Genomic DNA, 16,802 nt, shown 5'->3' with positions numbered 1-16,802 from the left:
CGATCATGGACCCCACCGTCCCGGCGGCCCGTCATGGTCCCGTGCCGGTGATGTCCGGATCTCGTGACACACGGCGCTGAATGATCAGCTGTGGCCGATACTGTGCTGGTGGCGAGCATTCTGTTCATCGAGGATGATCCGTCCGCGCGGACGGCCCTGGAGCTGGCGCTGACCCGCCAGGGGCACGGGGTCACCTCCCGGGCCACCGGCGAGGACGGCCTGGCGGCGCTGCGGTCGCGGCGCCCCGAGATCGCGATCCTGGACGTGATGCTCCCCGGCATCGACGGGATCGAGGTGTGCCGGCGCATCCGCCGCGAGGACTCGCTGCCGGTGATCCTGCTGACCGCCCGCGGCGACGACCTCGACATCGTGCTCGGCCTGGAGGCGGGCGCCGACGACTACGTGGTGAAGCCCGTCGAGCCGCGCGTCCTCGACGCCCGCATCCGGGCCGTCCTGCGGCGCGCCGACCAGACCCGCACCGACCGCTCCGTCTACGGCGACCTCGTCATCGACCGGCTGTCGCTGAAGGTGACCAAGGGCGGCGCCGACCTGCGCCTCACCCCGACCGAGCTGCGGCTGCTGCTGGAGCTGACCCGCCGGCCGGGGCAGGCCCTCACCCGGCAGCACCTGCTCGCCGAGGTGTGGGAGCACACCTACCCCGGCGACTCCCGGCTCGTGGACGCCTGCGTGCAGCGCGTCCGCGCCAAGATCGAGGACGAGCCCGCCGAGCCGCGGCTGATCGAGACGGTCCGGGGGTTCGGCTACCGGTTCACCGCGCCATGACGCGCCGCCGGCTCACCGGGCTGCGGATGCGGCTCGCCGCCGCGTTCACGGCCGTCGCGCTGCTGGCGTCCGTGCTCGCGTCCGGCATCTCCTACGTGCTGATGCGGCGGATGATGCTGCAGCGCGCCCAGGCCGCGGTGCTCTCCGACGTCCGCGGCACCCTGTCCCAGCAGGTCCCGGTCAGCCTGCCGCCCGACTCGGCGCCGCTGGTCGGCGCGGCCCTGGAGGAGGCGCTCGGCGCGGCCCCCGGCCGCAGGGCCGCCGCGGTGCCGGTGCCGCTGATCGGCGGCGAGACCGGCGTCCCGCCGCCCGGCGCGCTGGACGTCCCGGTGACCCGGGAGTTCGCCCGGCGCGCGCTGCACGGCGTGGTCTTCCAGCGCGTCTACCGGCACGGCACGCCCTACCTGCTCGTCGGCGCCCGCGTCACCGGCTACTCGACCACGGCGGACGAGCCGTGGCGGACGACGCCGCCGATGGTGTACGTCTCGGCGAGCCTCCATCGCGAGGCCGCCGACCTGCGGCTGTTCACCCGCGTGCTGCTGATCGCGGACGCCGCCGCGCTGGCGGCGGCGCTCGGCCTCGCGCTGCTGGCCACCCGGGGCGTGCTGGGCCCGGTCCGCCGCCTCGGCGCCGCCGCCCGCGCGCTCGGCACGGGCGAGCTCGGCACCCGCGTCCGGGTGGACGGCCGGGACGAGCTCGCCGACCTCGCCCGCACCTTCAACGGCACGGCGGCGGCCCTGGAGCGGACGGTCACCGAGCTGCGCGCGATGGAGGCCGCGTCCCGCCGGTTCGTCGCGGACGTCTCGCACGAGCTGCGCACCCCGCTCACCTCGATGGTCGCGATGACCGGAGTGCTGGCCGAGGAGGCGGCGGACGCGCCGGACGGCGGCGGCGCGGCGCGGCTCGTCGCGGCGGAGACGCGGCGGCTCGGCGCGCTGGTGGAGAACCTGATCGAGATCAGCCGGTTCGACGCGGGCGCCGCCGCGCTCGTCCTCGACGACGTGAACGTCGCCGCCGCGGTCGGCGCCGCCCTCGCGGCGCGCGGCTGGCGGGACGAGGTGGCGGTCGAGGGCCCCGCCGACCTGTTCGTCCGGCTGGACCCGCGGCGCTTCGACGTGATCGTCGCCAACCTCGCCGGGAACGCCCTCAAGCACGGGCGACCGCCCGTCACGCTGCGCTTCGAGCGCGCCGCCGGCGAGCCCGGCGGCGGCGTGCGGGTCGTGGTCGCCGACCGCGGTCCCGGTCTCCCCGGCGACCTGCTCGCCGTGGTCTTCGACCGCTTCACCAAGGCCGAGGCGGCGCGCTCGCGCAGCGAGGGCAGCGGCCTCGGCCTCTCGATCGCCAGGGAGAACGCGCTGCTGCACGGCGGGACGCTGGACGCCGCGAACGGGCCGGACGGCGGGGCGGTGTTCACGCTGTGGCTGCCGGACGGCGAGGGGGAGGAGCCCGCATGAGACGGCCGCACCGGATGCCGCGCGTGCTCGCGGCGGCGGCCTGCGCCGCACTGGCCGGCTGCGGGATCAGGCCGACCGGGATCGTCCGGGCGGGCGGGTTGCCGTCCGCCGGCGCCTACCCCGCCACGGTCACCGTGTACCTCGTCCACGGCGACCGGCTGCGGTCCGTGACGCGGCCCGGCCTGCCCGGCCGGCCGAATCTGGGCCTGGAGCAGCTGAACGTGCCGCCGACGACGCGGGAGCGCGCCATGGGGCTGCGCACCGAGGTCGACACGCCGCTGGAGGCGTACGCGGTCGTCGACGCGTCCGGCCCGGTGGTGGGGCGCTCGCTGATGGTCGTCCGGCCGGCCGACGGCCAGCCGCGCTCGATGAGCTGGTCGCGGATCGCGATGGCCCAGATCGCCTGCACCGCGCAGGCCGTCCCGGGCATCGAGGGAGTCAGCCTGTGGAGCGCCCCGAACCGGGGCGGGGCCGCGTGGGCGCCGGTGACCTGCGACCGGTTCGCCGACCTGCTCGAATGATCAGTTGCGGGTCAGCCACTCGGTGGTGGCCTCGCCGAGGACCGAGCGGACGGCGAGGACGGCGATGCCGAGGGTGAGGACGGGCATCACGACCCAGCGCTCCACCTTGCCGTCCGTCCGCGGGACGAGCGGGACATCGATCCGCCAGGGCAGCGGCCAGAACACCGGGCAGCCGCGCGGTGTCAGGCAGTCGCCGACCACGTGCGCGAAGCAGCCGAGCGCGACCGCGAACCCGACGAAGCTCATATCGATCTTGTGCATCAGCCAGACGGCGACGAGGGCGAGCGCGCAGTCGGCGAGCGCCGACTGCGGCTCCTTGCCCTCGAAGTCCAGCCCGACGCCGCGCAGGCCCAGCCCGACGATCATGAAGAGGCAGGCCCACCAGGCGTAGATGTAGTGGGTGGCGAGGGTGTCCATCGCCCAGCCCATGCCGACCGCGAACAGGATCGAGTGGGTGGCGTGCCGGTGCCCGCCCGAGATCTTCCCGATCCACTTGCACATGTGCTGGGTGATGGGGCCGAACGTGTTGGCGATGCGGCCGTTGTGGTGGTCGATGTCCGGCAGGATCGCCGCGCCCGCGCACACCACGGCGCCCGCGGCGACCTGCTCCACCGACAGCGACACCGCGTGGTCGCCGAGGAGCGGCTCGTAACCGAGCACCGGGACGGCGGCCAGCCACGCCAGCGCGCCGCTCAGGGCGTGCGTCTTGCCCATCATGTGCCGTTCCCCGCCTTCCAGACCGTCCCCACCGCCCGTACTCAGGGCGGGACTCTAACCGGCACCTGATCGTTTTCAGTGGCGACGCGCCGAAGCGGGCGCTACGTCCCTTTGATGCGAAACACGGGACTTCGGTTCCCCTCCGCCGGCCCGCGCCGGCCGCGCGCGCCCCGCGCGCGGAGACGACCGCCCCGACGTCCGCGTGCTGAACCGGGGCGCCGTCCGGTCAGACCGGGACGAAGCGCCAGGCATCGGACTCCTCGCCCGGCTCGTACGGGGAGTCCAGGCGCTTGGCGAGCACCCCCGGCAGCCCCTGGTCGCGCGCCGCCGCCGCGACGGCGTCGCCGTCACCGGGGAACCAGGGCGCCGTCTGCCACGTCGGCCCCGACAGCCCGAGCCCGTCGAGCCGCTCGCGCCGCTCCCGGTACGGGACGTCCAGCAGCGGACGCCCGTCCAGATGGAGCACGTCGTAGAGCATGTACATCTCGCGGCCCTCCAGGACGGCCAGCTCCCCGTCCAGCACCGCGCGCCGGGAGCCGAGCTCGGCGCCGAGCCGGGAGCCGAGCCCGCCCGGGCCGTCCACGGCGCGGCCCCGCCCGTCGGTGAACCGGGTCCGCCCGCCCTCGACGTAGGCGGCCAGCCGCCGGCCGCCCCACCCGAACTCGAAGCCCCACGCGTCCTGGTCGCGGGGCAGCCGCGCCCGCTCCGCCGGGCGCATCGGGCGCAGCGACTCCGGCAGCGGCTCGGCGTCCGGGTCGGCCGGCGGGTCCATCCGGTGGATCATCCAGTTCTTCCCGCGCGTCCGGAACAGCACGTACCGGCCGGAGACCCGCGCGCCGTGGATGACGATCTTCACCTCGCGCTCGGACCACTTCTCCGTCTCGTACGTCCCGCGGTCCCAGACGGTCATCGTCCCGGCGCCGTACTCGCCGCGCGGGATCTCGCCCTCGAACGTCGCGTACTCCAGGGGATGGTCCTCGGTGTGCACGGCCAGGTGGTTCGTGTCCGGGCTCCACGGCAGGCCCTTCGGGACGGCCCACGACACCAGCACGCCGTCGCGTTCGAGCCGCAGGTCCCAGTGCAGGCTGGTGGCGTGGTGCTCCTGGACGACGAACGTGTCGTCGTTCCCGCGCGGCACGGCCGCGTCCGCGGGCACGGGCTCCGGTGTGCGTCCCGGATCGCGCTTGCCCCGGTACTCGGCGAGCTTGTCGCCGCTCTTGACGTCCTTGCCGTCGTCGCCGGTCTTCTTGCGGCGGGCGCTCTTGTCCGCGGCGGCCCGCTCCTTCGGGGGCGTGTCCTTCTTCGGGGTCACGCCCGGGACATACCCGAGATCAGCGGATGAAGACGGCGTAGTCGGCGACGTCGCCCGTCAGGTCGGGCGGCAGCCCCGCGACGGCGGCCAGCTCCTCGGCGGACATGAACCCGCCCGCCTCCGCCCGCACCCGCGTTATCTGCGCCGCGAGCTCCGGGGTGATGCCGGGCAGCAGCGTCAGCGCCTCGGCCGGGGCGTGGTTGACGTCGACGAGCCCGCCGTCGTTGTACTGGCGCGGCAGGTCGGGCCGCCCGATCCGCAGCTCCTTGGCGAGCCCCGGGTCGGCCGCGGCCAGCTCCCGCGCCTTCTCCCGCAGCAGCCGGCGGCGCTTGACCTGCTCCACCACGGCCTCGTTGTCGACGCCCGACAGGCCGTGCGGGTCGAACACCCGCCGCCGGATCAGGAACGCGTGCCCGCAGCCCACCACCGCGAGCACGAACAGCAGCACGCCCACCAGGCGCTCGGCGCCCTCCTCCTTGCCGATGTCGGGCAGCAGGAACATCGCCAGCGCGAACACCCCGAGGTAGGCGGCCGTGGACACCACCAGGTGCGCGCTGCGGCGCCACAGCGCCGCCGCCGCGAACGTGAACGGCGTGGCGTAGCCGAGGGTCAGGAACGGCAGCGCCGCCCACGTCACGCTCAGCGCCGCCCGCCCCGGAGGCATGCTGTCGGACGGAACCCTCGGCTCGTACGGCGCTGGGGCGTTCATCCAGAAATTCTCCCGGCCGGCTGGGGCGCTGAATCGGACTCTAGATCAAGGGAACCGTCACGGGAGGGTGAGGATTTCGTGGCCGTCATCGGTCACCAGCAGCGTGTGCTCGAACTGCGCGGTGCGCTTGCGGTCCTTGGTGACGACCGTCCAGCCGTCCGGCCAGATGTCGTAGTCGTGGGTGCCGAGCGTCAGCATCGGCTCGACCGTGAACGTCATGCCCGGCTCGATGATCGTCGTCGCGGCGGGGTCGTCGTAGTGCGGGACGACCAGGCCCGAGTGGAAGGTGGTGCCGATCCCGTGCCCGGTGAAGTCGCGGACGACCCCGTACCCGAACCGCTTGGCGTACGACTCGATGACCCGCCCGATCACGTTCAGCGCCCGCCCCGGCTTGACCGCGCGGATGCCGCGCATCGTCGCCTCGCGGGTGCGCTCCACCAGCAGCCGCGACTCCTCGTCGACGTCGCCGCACAGGAACGTCGCGTCGGTGTCGCCGTGCACGCCGTCGATGTAGGCGGTGATGTCGATGTTGACGATGTCGCCGTCGCGCAGGACGGTGTCGTCCGGGATGCCGTGGCAGATCACCTCGTTGATCGAGGTGCACAGCGACTTCGGAAACCCGCGGTAGCCCAGCGTCGACGGGTAGGCGCCGTGGTCCAGCAGGAACTCGTGGCCGATGCGGTCGAGCTCGTCGGTGGTGACGCCCGGCCGGATGTTCGCGCCGACCTCCGCCAGCGCCTGCGCCGCGATCTTCCCGGCCACCCGCATCCGCTCGATGATCTCGGGGGTCTTGACGTCCGGCTCCCCGGTCTTCGGCCGCTTCTTCCCCACGTACTCCGGGCGCGGAATGGCCGACGGGACCTTCCGCATCGGTGAAACGGTGCCGGGCCGGAGCAGCTGGGTCGTCATAGTGATGGAGTGTAGTCAGCGGGATCGGGGCAACGAATCCCGCAGAGCGAGAGGAGCGCCGATGGCCGACGACGACGGTGACTGGTGGTTCTGCCTGAAGCACATGAAGCCCGAGCACGGGCCCGGGTGCCCCGGCAAGGACCGGATGGGGCCGTACAGGTCCGAGGGCGAGGCCGCGAACGCCATGGAGCTCGCCCGCGAGCGCAACGAGTCCTGGCGCCGCCAGGAGCCCGACGACTGATCAGCCCACGGGTCACTCAACGACGGGTCACTCCACGACGGGCCCGGAGACCGCGTCGAGGAGCCTGGCGAGCCGGTCGCGGAGCCCCCGGGGCGTCCGCGCCGGCTCCCGCCCGGCCGCCGCGCTGACGAGGTGCTGCGCCCCGTCGAACGACATCAGCGCCTCGTCCGGCGGGACGGTCAGCGCCTCGTGCGCGAGGCCCCGCAGCTCCCGGTCGCCGCCCTCCAGCGCCAGCACGGTCGCGCCCGTGCGGCGGGCGTCGTCGACCCGCTCCAGCAGCGGGACGGGCGCCTCCTCCTCGGCGACGACGAACAGCGTCTCGCCGCGCCGCGCCGCCTCCAGCCGCTCCAGGCCGACCCGCAGGTGCGGGGGCGCGTCCGCGGGCGGCGTCCAGCGGACCAGCGTCGGCGCCAGCCCGGGGGCGCCGCCGAGCCTGCTCTCGTCGTCCAGGTGCGCGGCCAGGTGCCACGGGTCGCCGGCGGGCGTGCCGACCAGCAGCAGCCCGCCCGGCGTGCGGGAGGTGACCCGCAGCGCCCGGCCGAACTCCTCGGTCCGCTCCAGCCAGCCCGTGGCCGACAGGACCTCGCGCAACATGGTGATCTGCTCGGCGTCCACGGGCACCATGGTGCCGCACCCGGCGCCCTGATCAGGCGGTTTTCCGCGAGCCGGGAGCCCTGGCCGCGGCGGCCCGGAGCCGGTTTGGCAGACTCGGCCGCATGACTGAGCAGCAGCAGAAGACGCCCTACGACCTCCCCGACGTCAGCGGCCTGTCGATCGGCATCCTCGGCGGCACCGGCGACCAGGGCAAGGGGCTCGCGCGGCGGTTCGCGCTCGCCGGGCACGCGGTGACGATCGGGTCGCGCAGGGCCGAGCGCGCCCAGGCCGCCGCCGACGAACTGGCCGCCGAGCGCGCCGGCCTGCGGATCTCCGGCGCCGAGAACCCGGTCGCCGCCGGGCGGTCGGACGTCGTGGTCGTCGCCGTCCCGTGGGACGGCCACAAGGCCACGCTGGAGTCGCTGCGCGCCGAGCTGGCCGGCAAGATCGTCGTGGACTGCGTGAACCCGCTCGGCTTCGAGAAGGGCAAGGGCGCGTTCGCGCTGCCGGTCGAGGAGGGCAGCGCCGCCGAGCAGGCCGCCGCCGTGCTCGCCGACAGCCGCGTGGTCGCCGCCTTCCACCACGTCTCCGCCAAGCTGCTGCTCGACCCCGGCGTGGACGAGATGGAGCTGGACGTCCTCGTCCTCGGCAACGACCGCGAGGCCACCGACCTCGTCCAGGCCCTCGCGGGCCGCATCCCCGGCATGCGCGGCGTCTACGGCGGCCGGCTGCACAACGCCCACCAGGTCGAGGCGTTCACCGCCAACCTCATCTCCATGAACCGCCGCTACAAGGCCCACGCGGGACTGCGCATTACCGACGTTTGATCGTTAGGCTCGGTGCGGTGCCGAGTCTGAACGATCCCGAGGCGGCGCGGCGGCCGCTGGTCCTGCTGCCCTCGACGAGGACGGGGCCGCTGCGCGCGGTGGCGACGCGGGTCGGGATCGCGCTGCTGCTCCTGTTCGCCGTGGTCGCCGTCGTCTACGCCGACCGCGGCGGCTACCGCGACAGCGGCGACGGGGAGCTGTCGCTGCTGGACGCGTTCTACTACGCCACGGTGACCGTCTCGACCACCGGCTACGGCGACATCACGCCGGGGGGGGACGCGGCCCGGCTCGTCAACATCGTCTTCATCACGCCCGTGCGGGTGCTGTTCCTCATCGTCCTCGTGGGCACGACCCTGGAGGTCCTGGCGGAACGCACCCGCGAGGACTGGCGCAAGTCACGCTGGAGGGCACGCGTGCGCGACCACATCGTGGTGGCCGGCTACGGCACGAAGGGCCGCAGCGCCATCAAGACCCTGCTGAGCACCGGCGTCGACCGCGCGTCGATCGTCGTCGTGGACCCGGACCCGCGCGTGGTCGCGGAGGCCGCGGAGGCCGGGTTCGTGAGCATCGTCGGGGACGCGACGCGCAACTCGGTGCTGAAGCAGGCCGGGGTGCAGCGCGCCCGAGAGATCGTGGTGGCGAGCGCCCGCGACGACACCGCGGTGCTGATCACCCTGACCGCGCGGCAGCTCAACCCGCACGCCGGGATCCAGGCGTCGGTGCGCGAGTCGGAGAACGTCCCGCTGCTGCGGCAGTCGGGCGCCGACCGCGTGGTGACGTCGTCGGAGGCGGCGGGGCGGCTGCTCGGGATGTCCACCAGCCAGCCCGCCGTCAGCGAGGTCATCGAGGACCTCCTCGACCAGGGCAGCGGCCTCGACCTGGTGTCGCGCGAGGTGCGGCCGGACGAGGTCGGCGGCTCGCTCGCCGCGGTGCGCGAGCCGGCGCTCGCGGTCGTCCGGGACGGCCGGACGCTGCCGTTCGACGACCCGCGGTGCACGACCCTGGAGGCCGGCGACCGGCTGATCGTCGCCCGCTCGTCGCCGCGCCCGCGCGCCCGTTCCGCCGAGGAGAGGGGAGCGGACGGCGCCTCCGCTGCGTCCGAACAGTGACATATCATCGGGGTGGCGACAGGCAGGTGGACATGCGAGAGATCCGGTCGGCAGATCCGTGGAGCGCCTTTCTGGCCCCTCCCGGGCGCGCGGGAGCGCGCCGGGAGCCCGGCGCGGCGCCCGCCGCCGAACCCGGTCCGCCCGCCGGGCCGGCCGGTGGAGGGCCCGGTGGAGGGCCCGTCCCCGAGGACTCGTGCCGGCGCGTGCTCGCCCAGTTGAAGGCGGCCGGCGCCCCGCAGTCGCTGGAGCAGCTCCACCACGCGACCCGGCTCGGGCTGCTGGAGGTCGCGGACGCCGTGGACGCGCTGCGCGAGCGCGGCCTGGTCGCCGTGGACCGCGAGATCGACGAGGTCGTCCGGCTGACCGGGGGCTGAGCCGGTGCTCGGATACGCCGTCGCCGTCTCGCTGAGCTGCCTGGTCGGCATCGCCGAGCTGGTCAGCCGCTACCGGGACCGGCCGACCACGCTCGTCCGGGTGCCGAGCACCTGGGCGTACGTGCTGATCAACGGGGGAGCGGGCGCCGGGTCGCTGCTGCTCCTGCACACCTTCGGCTGGCGGTTCGGCGTGCAGTCGCCGCAGATCGCGGACGCGACGCAGGTGCTGGTCGCGAGCCTCGGCTCGATGATGGTGTTCCGCAGCGCGGTGTTCACCGTCCGGGTCGGGGACGAGGACGTCGCGGTCGGGCCGAGCACGCTGCTGACCTCGCTGCTCGCCGCCGCCGACCGGGGCGTCGACCGCATGCAGGCCAAGACCCGCGCGCAGGAGGCGGGGGAGATCATGCGCGGCGTCTCGTTCGCGAAGTCGCGGCTGGCGCTGCCGACCTACTGCCTGGGGCTGCTGCAGAACGTCTCCGCCGAGGACCAGGCCGACCTGCGCACCGCCGTGGACGCCCTCGCGGGCAGCGAGATGACCGACGGGCAGATGGCCCTCAACCTGGGGCTGCTGCTGATGAACGTGGCCGGGCCCGACGTGCTGCGCTCCGCCGTGGAGACGCTCCGCGACGAGATCACGGCCGACGGCGCGGCCGCGCGGCTCGTCCCGCCGCCGCGCGAGGCGGAGGCCCGCCAGGCGGGCGGGGGAGCGGCCCGCGTCCGGGCGGCCCGGTCGGACCCCGACGAGTAGGGCGCGACCGGGCCGTCGCGGGACGGTTACCGGTAGGTGTGCTCGGGGGCCGGGAAGACGCCGCCGACGACCTCTTCGGCGTAGCCGCGGGCGGCCTCGCCGAGGAGGGTGTTCAGGTCGGCGAACTTCTTGACGAACTTGGCGGTGTGCGGGGTGAGGCCCGCCATGTCCTGCCAGACGAGCACCTGCGCGTCGGTGCCGCTGCCGCCGCCGATGCCGATCGTCGGGATCGACAGCGACGAGGTGACGCGGGCGGCGAGGTCGGCGGGGACGCATTCGAGCACGACCGCGAACGCGCCGGCGGCCTCCAGGGCCTTCGCGTCCGCCATCAGCTCGTCGCCGTCCTGGCCGCGGCCCTGCACCCGGTAGCCGCCGAAGACGTTCACCGACTGCGGGGTGAGGCCGAGGTGGCCCATGACCGGGATGCCGGCGGAGACGAGCGCCTCGGCCTGCGGGATGACCCGGCGGCCGCCCTCCAGCTTGATCGCGTGCGCGCCCGCCTCCTTCATGAAGCGGGTGGCGGTCGTCAGCGCCTCGCCGACGCCCGTCTGGTACGAGCCGAACGGCAGGTCGGCGACGACCATGGCGCGCTTGGAGCCGCGCACGACGGCCGCGGTCAGCGGGATCAGCTCGTCCACGGTGACGGGGATGGTGGAGTCGTAGCCGTAGACGACCATCGCGGCGGAGTCGCCGACGAGCAGCACGGGGATGCCGGCCTCGTCGAAGACGCGCGCGGTCTGCGCGTCGTACGCGGTGAGCATCGGCCACTTCTCGTGCCGCTCCTTGGCGGCGGCGATGTCGCGTACGGTCACCCTCCGCGTGCTCGTGCCGCCGTAGAGGGCGGTCGGCTGTGCTGGGGGTGCGACGGATGAAGACATGCGAGAACCTCCGGTCTTGAGGCGCCACGGTGGCGTACCCAGACGGAACCGATCGTGCCACTTCGAAAACGATTCGGGTACCCCCGGGATTCCCCCGGATCGGGCGGATCGGGAATAGGTTACGAAACGCTACCGTTGCGTATCGGCATGGACCCCCAGACGATTCAGCGCCGGCGATGGTACGTCCTCGGCGTCCTCACCATGAGCCTGCTGGTGGTCGTGCTCGACAACACGATCCTCAACGTCGCGCTCAAGACCATCGCCGACCCGGAGAAGGGGCTCGGCGCCACGCAGAGCCAGCTCGAGTGGTCGATCAACTCCTACACGCTCGTCTTCGCCGGCCTGCTGTTCACCTTCGGCGTGATCGGCGACCGGCTCGGACGCAAGCGCGTGCTGATGGGCGGCATGGCGGTGTTCGCCCTCGCCTCGCTGCTGTCGGCCTACGCGCAGACGCCCGACCAGCTCATCTACGCCCGCGCCCTGATGGGCCTCGGCGGCGCCGCCGTGATGCCGCAGACGCTGTCGATCATCACCAACGTCTTCGAGCCGCACGAGCGCGCCCGCGCGATCGGCATCTGGGCCGGCGCGGTCGGCCTCGGCGTCGCGATCGGCCCCCTCACCGGCGGGCTGCTGCTCGCCCACTTCTGGTGGGGCTCGGTCTTCCTCATCAACGTCCCGGTCATCGCGGTCGGCGTCACGCTGATGGCGTTCCTCGTGCCCGAGTCCCGCAACCCCGAGCCCGGACGGCTCGACCCGGTCGGCGTCGTGCTGTCGGTCATCGGCCTCGTCGTCCTGTCGTACGGGATCATCCAGGGCGGCGAGCGGGGCGACTGGCTCGCGCTCCCCGTGCTCGGCCCGATCCTCGCCGGCGCCGCCGTCATCGCGCTGTTCGTCGCGCACGAGGCCCGCACCGCGTCCCCGGCGTTCGACGTCCGGCTGTTCCGGGACCCGCGCATGTCGGCGGCCGTCGCGTCCATCGCGCTGTGCTTCTTCGCCGCGAGCGGCGTGTTCTTCTTCGCCAACTTCTACATGCAGTCGGTGCGCGGGCTGACCCCGCTGCAGTCCGGCGCGATGGTGCTGCCGTTCGCCGTCGCCCAGCTCGCGTTCGCGCCGCGCAGCGCCGCGATGGTGCACCGCTTCGGCGCCAAGGCCGTCTGCACGACCGGCCTGCTGCTGGTCGCCGCCGCGCTGGCGAGCTACCAGTTCATCGGCACCGACACCCCGATGTGGATCCTCGGCGTGATCTTCTTCGTGCAGGGCACCGGGATGGCCAACGTCATGCCGCCCGCCACCGAGTCGGTCATGTCGGCGCTGCCGCGCGAGAAGGCCGGCGCCGGATCGGCCATCAACAACACCGCCCGGCAGGTCGCCGTCGCGATGGGCGTGGCCGTGCTCGGCTCCGTCGTCGCGTCCGTCTACCGCCGCGACCTGGAGGGCGACCTCGCCGCGCTGCCCCCGGGCGCGCGCGAGGCGGCCGGCGAGTCCATCGAGGGCGCGCACGCCGTCGCCGCCCGGATGGGCGACGCCGGGCGGCAGCTCGCCGGGCACGCCGACGCCGCGTTCGTCAACGCCATGCACACCGCGTCCGTCGCCGCCGCCGTCATCGCGCTCCTCGGCGCGCTCGTCGTCGCCAAGTGGATGCCGGGCCGCACCCCCGCCGCCCCCGCCACGGACGCCGGCGCGCCGCGCGAACCGGAGAAGGCCGCCGCATGAGGACGCGGATGTGAGAGCGTGAACGCGCCATGACCGGGACAGAGCGGCGGCACGGCGGGCGACCCCGCAGCGAGCGTGCCGAGAAGGCCATCATCGAGGCCGTCCTCGACCTCCTCGCCGAGGAGTCGGGGGTGGACGGCGTGTCGGTGGAGGCGGTCGCCGCGCGCGCTGGCGTCGGCAAGACCACCATCTACCGGCGCTGGCCCGGCAAGGACGCGCTGATCCTCGACGCGCTCGGGTCGGCCAAGGCGCCGCTGCCCGAACCGTCCGGCGCCTCCGTCCGGGACGACCTCACCGAGATCGCGCTGGCGATGGCCGCCGAGCGGGGCCGCCGCTACCTGCGGGTCTTCTGGAACGTCATGGGCGGCGCGGAGAAGTACCCCGAGCTGTACGCCCGCTACCGCCGCGACATCATCGAACCGCGCCGCGACGTCGTCCGCCGGGTGCTGCGGCGCGGCGTCGAGACCGGGGAGCTGCGCGCCGACCTCGACGTCGAGGCCGCGATGTCGATGCTGCTCGGCACCCTCGCCGGCCGCCGGCCCGGGGAGAGCTTCCCCGCCGGCCGCGCCGAGGCCGTCGTCGACACCCTCATGCGGGGCATCGGAGCGGGCGCGCGATGACGCGGCGACGACGGAAGCGAAGCGATTTCGGCACGGTAGGCGTGATCTTCTCCCTTGCGGCGGTGTCATGCCCCATACTGTCGCTGGGTAGTGCTGAGACGACCGGCTGTCTGGAGCGCGTCAGGTGAGATCCGTCATGGCGCCGCGAGGCGATGCGCCCGCCACCGATTCCGCGTCCCGGACCCTGGTCCTGGGCATCGACGGTGCCAGGCGGATCGTCCAGTGCGGGCCGAACGCCCGGGCCGTCCTCGGCCGGGCCCCCGAGGAGCTGATCGGCCGCCCCGCCACCGACCTGGTGGGCGAGGAGGCCAAGGCCGAGCTGGAGACCCTCCTGGAGGTCGGCGACCAGGAGCGCAACGGCGTGATGACCGTGCAGCGCGGCGACCAGGGCACCTCCGCCCTCGTCACCGTGCAGCCGCTCGTCGGCGGCGCGCAGGACGCCGGGCCCGCCGCGCTGCTGTTCGTCCGGGTGGAGCTGCCGCCCAGCGAGCGCTACCAGGACCCGGCCCTCATGCGCCGCGCGCTCATGGACGACCAGCTCACCCGGTTCGGCGCGTCCCTCGACCTCGACCAGTCCGCGCGCGGCCTCGTCGACGTCGTCGTCCCGCACTACTGCAACGCCGCGTCCGTGCTGGTGCTGGAGAGCCTCGTCGCCTCCGACGAGGTGCACAGCGAGTCCGGCTCGGCGGTGCTGCGCCGCATAGCGGTCACCTCCGACGACGGCAACCCCGCCTGGACGTCCACGTTCCCCGTCGGCGAGGTGCTCGTCTTCCCCGAAGGCACCCCCTACCGGGAGGTCATGGAGACCGCCCGGCCCGTCCACCTGCCGCACATCCCGCTGGACGCCGCCACCGAGATCGGCAAGCTGTGGCGGCGCGGCCCCGCGGGCGAGCTGCTGTCCAACGTGTCGATGGTGCTGCTGCCGCTGATCGCCCACGACACCCTGCTCGGCTTCATCGCCTGCACCCGCGTCCCCGGCTTCCGCAAGTTCGACGCCTACGACGTCGAGATCGGCATGGAGTTCGCCGCCCGCGCCGCGATCGTCATCGACAACGCCCGGCGGTTCAGCCGCGAGCGCGCCACCGCGCTGGCGCTGCAGCGCAGCCTGCTGCCGCTGCGGCTGTCCGCGCCGTCCTCCGTCGAGGTCCGGCACCGCTACCTGCCCGGCAGCAAGCTCGTCGAGGTCGGCGGCGACTGGTACGAGTCGATAGCGCTGCCCGGCGCCCGCGTCGCGCTGATCGTCGGCGACGTCGCGGGGCACGGCGTCCGCGCCGCCGTCACCATGGGCCGGCTGCGCACCGCGCTGCACACGCTCGCCAACCTCGAACTGCCGCCCGCCGACGCCCTGCACGTCATGCACGAGCTCATGATCGAGCTCGGCGAGCAGGAGCCCCACTTCGCCACCTGCGTGTACGCCGTCTACGACGCGACCACCGGCACCATCGAGATCGCCTCCGCCGGGCACCTGCCGCCGCTGCTGGCCAGTCCCACCGGCGACAACGAGTACCTGAAGGTCCCGCCCGCCCCGCCGCTCGGCGTCGCCGGCGGCGCCGCGATCGAGAGCCGCGAGTTCACCGTCGAGGACGGCAGCCTCTTCGTCATCTACACCGACGGCCTGGTCGAGAACCGCGGCCGCGACATCGACGACGGCCTCGCCCGCCTCCAGGGCATCTTCGGCCCCGGCTCCGTCGACCGCCCCATGGAGGAACTCGCCAAGGCGACCCTCGCCGGCGTCTACGCCGACCAGCACCGCGACGACATCGCCGTCCTCATCGCCCGGCTGCGCCGCCTCCCCGAAGACCAGTACGCCTCCTGGACCCTGCCCGCCGACCCGGCCGCCGTCCGCCGCGCCCGCGGCCTCGTCAGCGCCCGCCTGGAGGAATGGGGCCTGGAGGACCTGAGCTACACCACCGAGCTGCTCGCCTCCGAACTCATCACCAACGCGCTCCGCTACGCCCCCGGCCCCATCGAGCTGCGACTCCTCCTGGAACGCACCCTCGTCTGCGAGGTCCTGGACCGGTCCGCCGCCCTGCCCCGCCTCCGCCGCGCCGAAGACGACGACGAGAACGGCCGCGGCCTCCTCGTCGTGAGCCAGCTCGCGCACCGCTGGGGCACCCGCCGCACCGCCGCCGGCAAGGTCGTCTGGTGCGAGCAGATCGTCCCCGGCGTCGACCCGGACGCCTCCGAACAGGTCCCCGGCTGGCCCGGCGAAGCCTGGCCCGGCGAGAGCCACCACAGGGAATAAGAACGGGCCTTAGCGCTCGCGCCAGCGGTTGGTGATGGGGAGGCGGCGGTCCCGGCCGAAGTTCTTCGGGGTGATCTTCGGGCCGGGCGGGTACTGGCGGCGCTTGTATTCGGCCAGGTCGACCAGGCGGATGACGCGGTCTACCAGGGCGGCGTCGTGGCCGTTGGCGATCAGGGCGTCGCGGCCCATGTCGCGTTCGACGTAGTCGGTGAGGACGGGGTCGAGGACGGTGTACTCGGGCAGGCTGTCGACGTCGCGCTGGCCCGGGCGCAGCTCGGCCGACGGCTCCTTGACGAGGATCGCCTCGGGGATGGGCTCCTCCGCGAAGGGGTGCAGGAACGGCGTGCTCTTGCCGACCTGGGTGTTGCGCCAGCGGGCCAGGTCCCAGACGGTGAGCTTGAAGACGTCCTTGATGGGGCCGAAGCCGCCCGCGGAGTCGCCGTAGAGGGTCGAGTAGCCGGTCGCCAGCTCGCTCTTGTTGCCGCCGGTCAGGACCAGGTGGCCGTGCTCGTTCGACAGGGCCATCCAGATGTTCGCGCGGATCCGGGCCTGGAGGTTCTCGGCGGCCAGCCCGTGCAGGTCGAGCTGGGTCTCGAATGCCTCGACCATGGGGGCGATGGGGACCGTGCGGGAGTTGATGCCTTGCCGTTTGACGAGTTCTTCGGCGTCCACCACTGAGCCTTCGGAGGAATAGCGGCTCGGGAGGAGGATGGCGTGGACGTTCTCCGGGCCGATCGCGTCGGACGCGATCGTGGCGACGAGGGCCGAGTCGATGCCGCCCGACAGGCCGAGGACGACGGAGCGGAACCCGTTCTTGCGGACGTAGTCGCGCGTGCCGAGGACGAGTGCCGCGTACACCTCGGCGAGGTCGTCCAGCGGCTCGGCGACGGTCTGCGGCTCGACCGGGTAGGCGGGCAGCGGGCCGGTGGACAGGACGCGCCGGTCGATGGTGATCGTGGTGCCGTCCAGCGCGTCCACCGGGGTGCCGTGGGCCGGTGCGGGGGACGGGGCGGCGGCGGGCAGCGCGAGGTCGGCGACGAGGAGGTGC

18 protein-coding genes are annotated in these 16,802 nt (G+C 73.8%); 11 read left to right on the top strand and 7 right to left on the bottom strand.

Going from position 1 to position 16,802, the window contains the following annotated elements; genetic code table 11:
* Nucleotides 1-108 precede the first annotated feature (108 nt).
* Genes ETD96_RS24330 through ETD96_RS24320 form a run of 3 tightly spaced genes read left to right on the top strand, consistent with a single transcriptional unit; the run spans nt 109 to nt 2,758 of the window.
* Complete coding sequence (locus ETD96_RS24330; RefSeq protein ID WP_138638792.1) at nt 109-783, top strand: response regulator transcription factor; 675 nt, start codon at nt 109-111, stop codon at nt 781-783.
* A complete protein-coding gene (locus tag ETD96_RS24325; RefSeq protein WP_138638791.1) occupies nt 780-2,237 on the top strand; it encodes a sensor histidine kinase in 1,458 nt (485 codons plus the stop codon). The genes ETD96_RS24330 and ETD96_RS24325 overlap by 4 nt, the downstream gene beginning before the upstream one ends.
* Entirely contained in the window at nt 2,234-2,758 is a 525-nt protein-coding gene (locus ETD96_RS24320) for a hypothetical protein (protein WP_138638790.1), read from the top strand. Before ETD96_RS24325 ends, ETD96_RS24320 begins: the two co-directional genes overlap by 4 nt.
* Here ETD96_RS24320 and ETD96_RS24315 read toward each other — a convergent pair whose 3' ends face one another.
* The 4 genes from ETD96_RS24315 to map form a co-directional block, all read right to left on the bottom strand.
* Complete coding sequence (locus tag ETD96_RS24315) at nt 2,759-3,475, bottom strand: metal-dependent hydrolase (protein WP_171069204.1); 717 nt, start codon at nt 3,473-3,475, stop codon at nt 2,759-2,761.
* Nucleotides 3,476-3,701: 226 nt separating this feature from the next.
* Complete coding sequence (locus tag ETD96_RS24310; RefSeq protein WP_138638789.1) at nt 3,702-4,787, bottom strand: DNA polymerase ligase N-terminal domain-containing protein; 1,086 nt, start codon at nt 4,785-4,787, stop codon at nt 3,702-3,704.
* Nucleotides 4,788-4,806: 19 nt separating this feature from the next.
* Nucleotides 4,807-5,496, bottom strand: a complete 690-nt coding sequence (locus ETD96_RS24305; RefSeq protein WP_138638788.1) for a ComEA family DNA-binding protein — start codon at nt 5,494-5,496, stop codon at nt 4,807-4,809.
* A gap of 57 nt (nt 5,497-5,553) precedes the next feature.
* Complete coding sequence (map, locus tag ETD96_RS24300) at nt 5,554-6,405, bottom strand: type I methionyl aminopeptidase (RefSeq protein WP_138638787.1); 852 nt, start codon at nt 6,403-6,405, stop codon at nt 5,554-5,556.
* A gap of 61 nt (nt 6,406-6,466) precedes the next feature.
* Here map and ETD96_RS24295 point away from each other — a divergent pair, with 61 nt between their 5' ends.
* Nucleotides 6,467-6,646 carry a hypothetical protein gene (locus ETD96_RS24295; protein ID WP_138638786.1) on the top strand — a complete coding sequence of 60 codons (180 nt, stop codon included), beginning with the start codon at nt 6,467-6,469 and terminating at the stop codon, nt 6,644-6,646.
* Nucleotides 6,647-6,673: 27 nt separating this feature from the next.
* Here ETD96_RS24295 and ETD96_RS24290 read toward each other — a convergent pair whose 3' ends face one another.
* Nucleotides 6,674-7,270: a hypothetical protein gene (locus ETD96_RS24290; protein ID WP_138638785.1), complete on the bottom strand. Its 597-nt coding sequence runs from the start codon at nt 7,268-7,270 to the stop codon at nt 6,674-6,676.
* Nucleotides 7,271-7,362: 92 nt separating this feature from the next.
* On the opposite strand from ETD96_RS24290, the gene npdG reads away from it, so the two are divergent.
* The 4 genes from npdG (at nt 7,363) to ETD96_RS24275 (ending at nt 10,298) form a co-directional block, all read left to right on the top strand.
* Nucleotides 7,363-8,067: an NADPH-dependent F420 reductase gene (gene npdG, locus ETD96_RS24285; RefSeq protein ID WP_138638784.1), complete on the top strand. Its 705-nt coding sequence runs from the start codon at nt 7,363-7,365 to the stop codon at nt 8,065-8,067.
* A 17-nt stretch (nt 8,068-8,084) separates the two neighbouring features.
* On the top strand, nt 8,085-9,176 hold the full coding sequence (locus ETD96_RS24280; RefSeq protein ID WP_240808117.1) for a potassium channel family protein: 1,092 nt from the start codon (nt 8,085-8,087) through the stop codon (nt 9,174-9,176).
* A 203-nt stretch (nt 9,177-9,379) separates the two neighbouring features.
* Nucleotides 9,380-9,550 (top strand): hypothetical protein, encoded by a 171-nt coding sequence (locus tag ETD96_RS45000; RefSeq protein ID WP_171069203.1) that lies wholly within the window; start codon nt 9,380-9,382, stop codon nt 9,548-9,550.
* Nucleotides 9,551-9,554: 4 nt separating this feature from the next.
* Complete coding sequence (locus tag ETD96_RS24275; protein WP_240808115.1) at nt 9,555-10,298, top strand: hypothetical protein; 744 nt, start codon at nt 9,555-9,557, stop codon at nt 10,296-10,298.
* Between the two features lie 26 nt (nt 10,299-10,324).
* Here the strand turns inward: ETD96_RS24275 and panB are convergent, their stop codons facing one another.
* Entirely contained in the window at nt 10,325-11,176 is an 852-nt protein-coding gene (gene panB / locus ETD96_RS24270; protein ID WP_138638783.1) for a 3-methyl-2-oxobutanoate hydroxymethyltransferase, read from the bottom strand.
* A gap of 147 nt (nt 11,177-11,323) precedes the next feature.
* Here panB and ETD96_RS24265 point away from each other — a divergent pair, with 147 nt between their 5' ends.
* The 3 genes from ETD96_RS24265 (at nt 11,324) to ETD96_RS24255 (ending at nt 15,754) form a co-directional block, all read left to right on the top strand.
* Entirely contained in the window at nt 11,324-12,889 is a 1,566-nt protein-coding gene (locus ETD96_RS24265) for an MFS transporter (protein WP_138638782.1), read from the top strand.
* Nucleotides 12,890-12,918: 29 nt separating this feature from the next.
* Nucleotides 12,919-13,509 (top strand): TetR/AcrR family transcriptional regulator, encoded by a 591-nt coding sequence (locus tag ETD96_RS24260; RefSeq protein ID WP_138638781.1) that lies wholly within the window; start codon nt 12,919-12,921, stop codon nt 13,507-13,509.
* A gap of 136 nt (nt 13,510-13,645) precedes the next feature.
* Nucleotides 13,646-15,754, top strand: coding sequence for an ATP-binding SpoIIE family protein phosphatase (locus tag ETD96_RS24255; protein WP_138638780.1), 2,109 nt, complete (start codon nt 13,646-13,648; stop codon nt 15,752-15,754).
* Nucleotides 15,755-15,763: 9 nt separating this feature from the next.
* On the opposite strand, the gene nadE is transcribed toward ETD96_RS24255, so the two are convergent.
* Nucleotides 15,764-16,802: NAD(+) synthase (gene nadE / locus ETD96_RS24250; protein WP_138638779.1), on the bottom strand; the 1,039-nt coding region annotated here is incomplete at its 5' end.

This window comes from Actinomadura geliboluensis, assembly GCF_005889745.1.
GTDB classification, from domain to species: Bacteria; Actinomycetota; Actinomycetes; order Streptosporangiales; family Streptosporangiaceae; genus Spirillospora; species Spirillospora geliboluensis.
The sequence above is the reverse complement of the archived record's forward strand: the minus strand, read 5'-3'. Positions and strand labels throughout refer to the sequence as shown.

What these genes read in the sequence shown, in the direction of transcription:
- ETD96_RS24290 (WP_138638785.1), bottom strand. Translation starts at nt 7,270, where the DNA reads ATGGTGCCCGTGGACGCCGAGCAGATCACCATGTTGCGCGAGGTCCTG.
- ETD96_RS24325 (WP_138638791.1), top strand. Translation starts at nt 780, where the DNA reads ATGACGCGCCGCCGGCTCACCGGGCTGCGGATGCGGCTCGCCGCCGCG.
- ETD96_RS24295 (WP_138638786.1), top strand. Translation starts at nt 6,467, where the DNA reads ATGGCCGACGACGACGGTGACTGGTGGTTCTGCCTGAAGCACATGAAG.
- panB (WP_138638783.1), bottom strand. Translation starts at nt 11,176, where the DNA reads ATGTCTTCATCCGTCGCACCCCCAGCACAGCCGACCGCCCTCTACGGC.
- map (WP_138638787.1), bottom strand. Translation starts at nt 6,405, where the DNA reads ATGACGACCCAGCTGCTCCGGCCCGGCACCGTTTCACCGATGCGGAAG.
- npdG (WP_138638784.1), top strand. Translation starts at nt 7,363, where the DNA reads ATGACTGAGCAGCAGCAGAAGACGCCCTACGACCTCCCCGACGTCAGC.
- ETD96_RS24320 (WP_138638790.1), top strand. Translation starts at nt 2,234, where the DNA reads ATGAGACGGCCGCACCGGATGCCGCGCGTGCTCGCGGCGGCGGCCTGC.
- ETD96_RS24265 (WP_138638782.1), top strand. Translation starts at nt 11,324, where the DNA reads ATGGACCCCCAGACGATTCAGCGCCGGCGATGGTACGTCCTCGGCGTC.
- ETD96_RS24260 (WP_138638781.1), top strand. Translation starts at nt 12,919, where the DNA reads ATGACCGGGACAGAGCGGCGGCACGGCGGGCGACCCCGCAGCGAGCGT.
- ETD96_RS24305 (WP_138638788.1), bottom strand. Translation starts at nt 5,496, where the DNA reads ATGAACGCCCCAGCGCCGTACGAGCCGAGGGTTCCGTCCGACAGCATG.
- ETD96_RS24255 (WP_138638780.1), top strand. Translation starts at nt 13,646, where the DNA reads ATGGCGCCGCGAGGCGATGCGCCCGCCACCGATTCCGCGTCCCGGACC.
- ETD96_RS24315 (WP_171069204.1), bottom strand. Translation starts at nt 3,475, where the DNA reads ATGATGGGCAAGACGCACGCCCTGAGCGGCGCGCTGGCGTGGCTGGCC.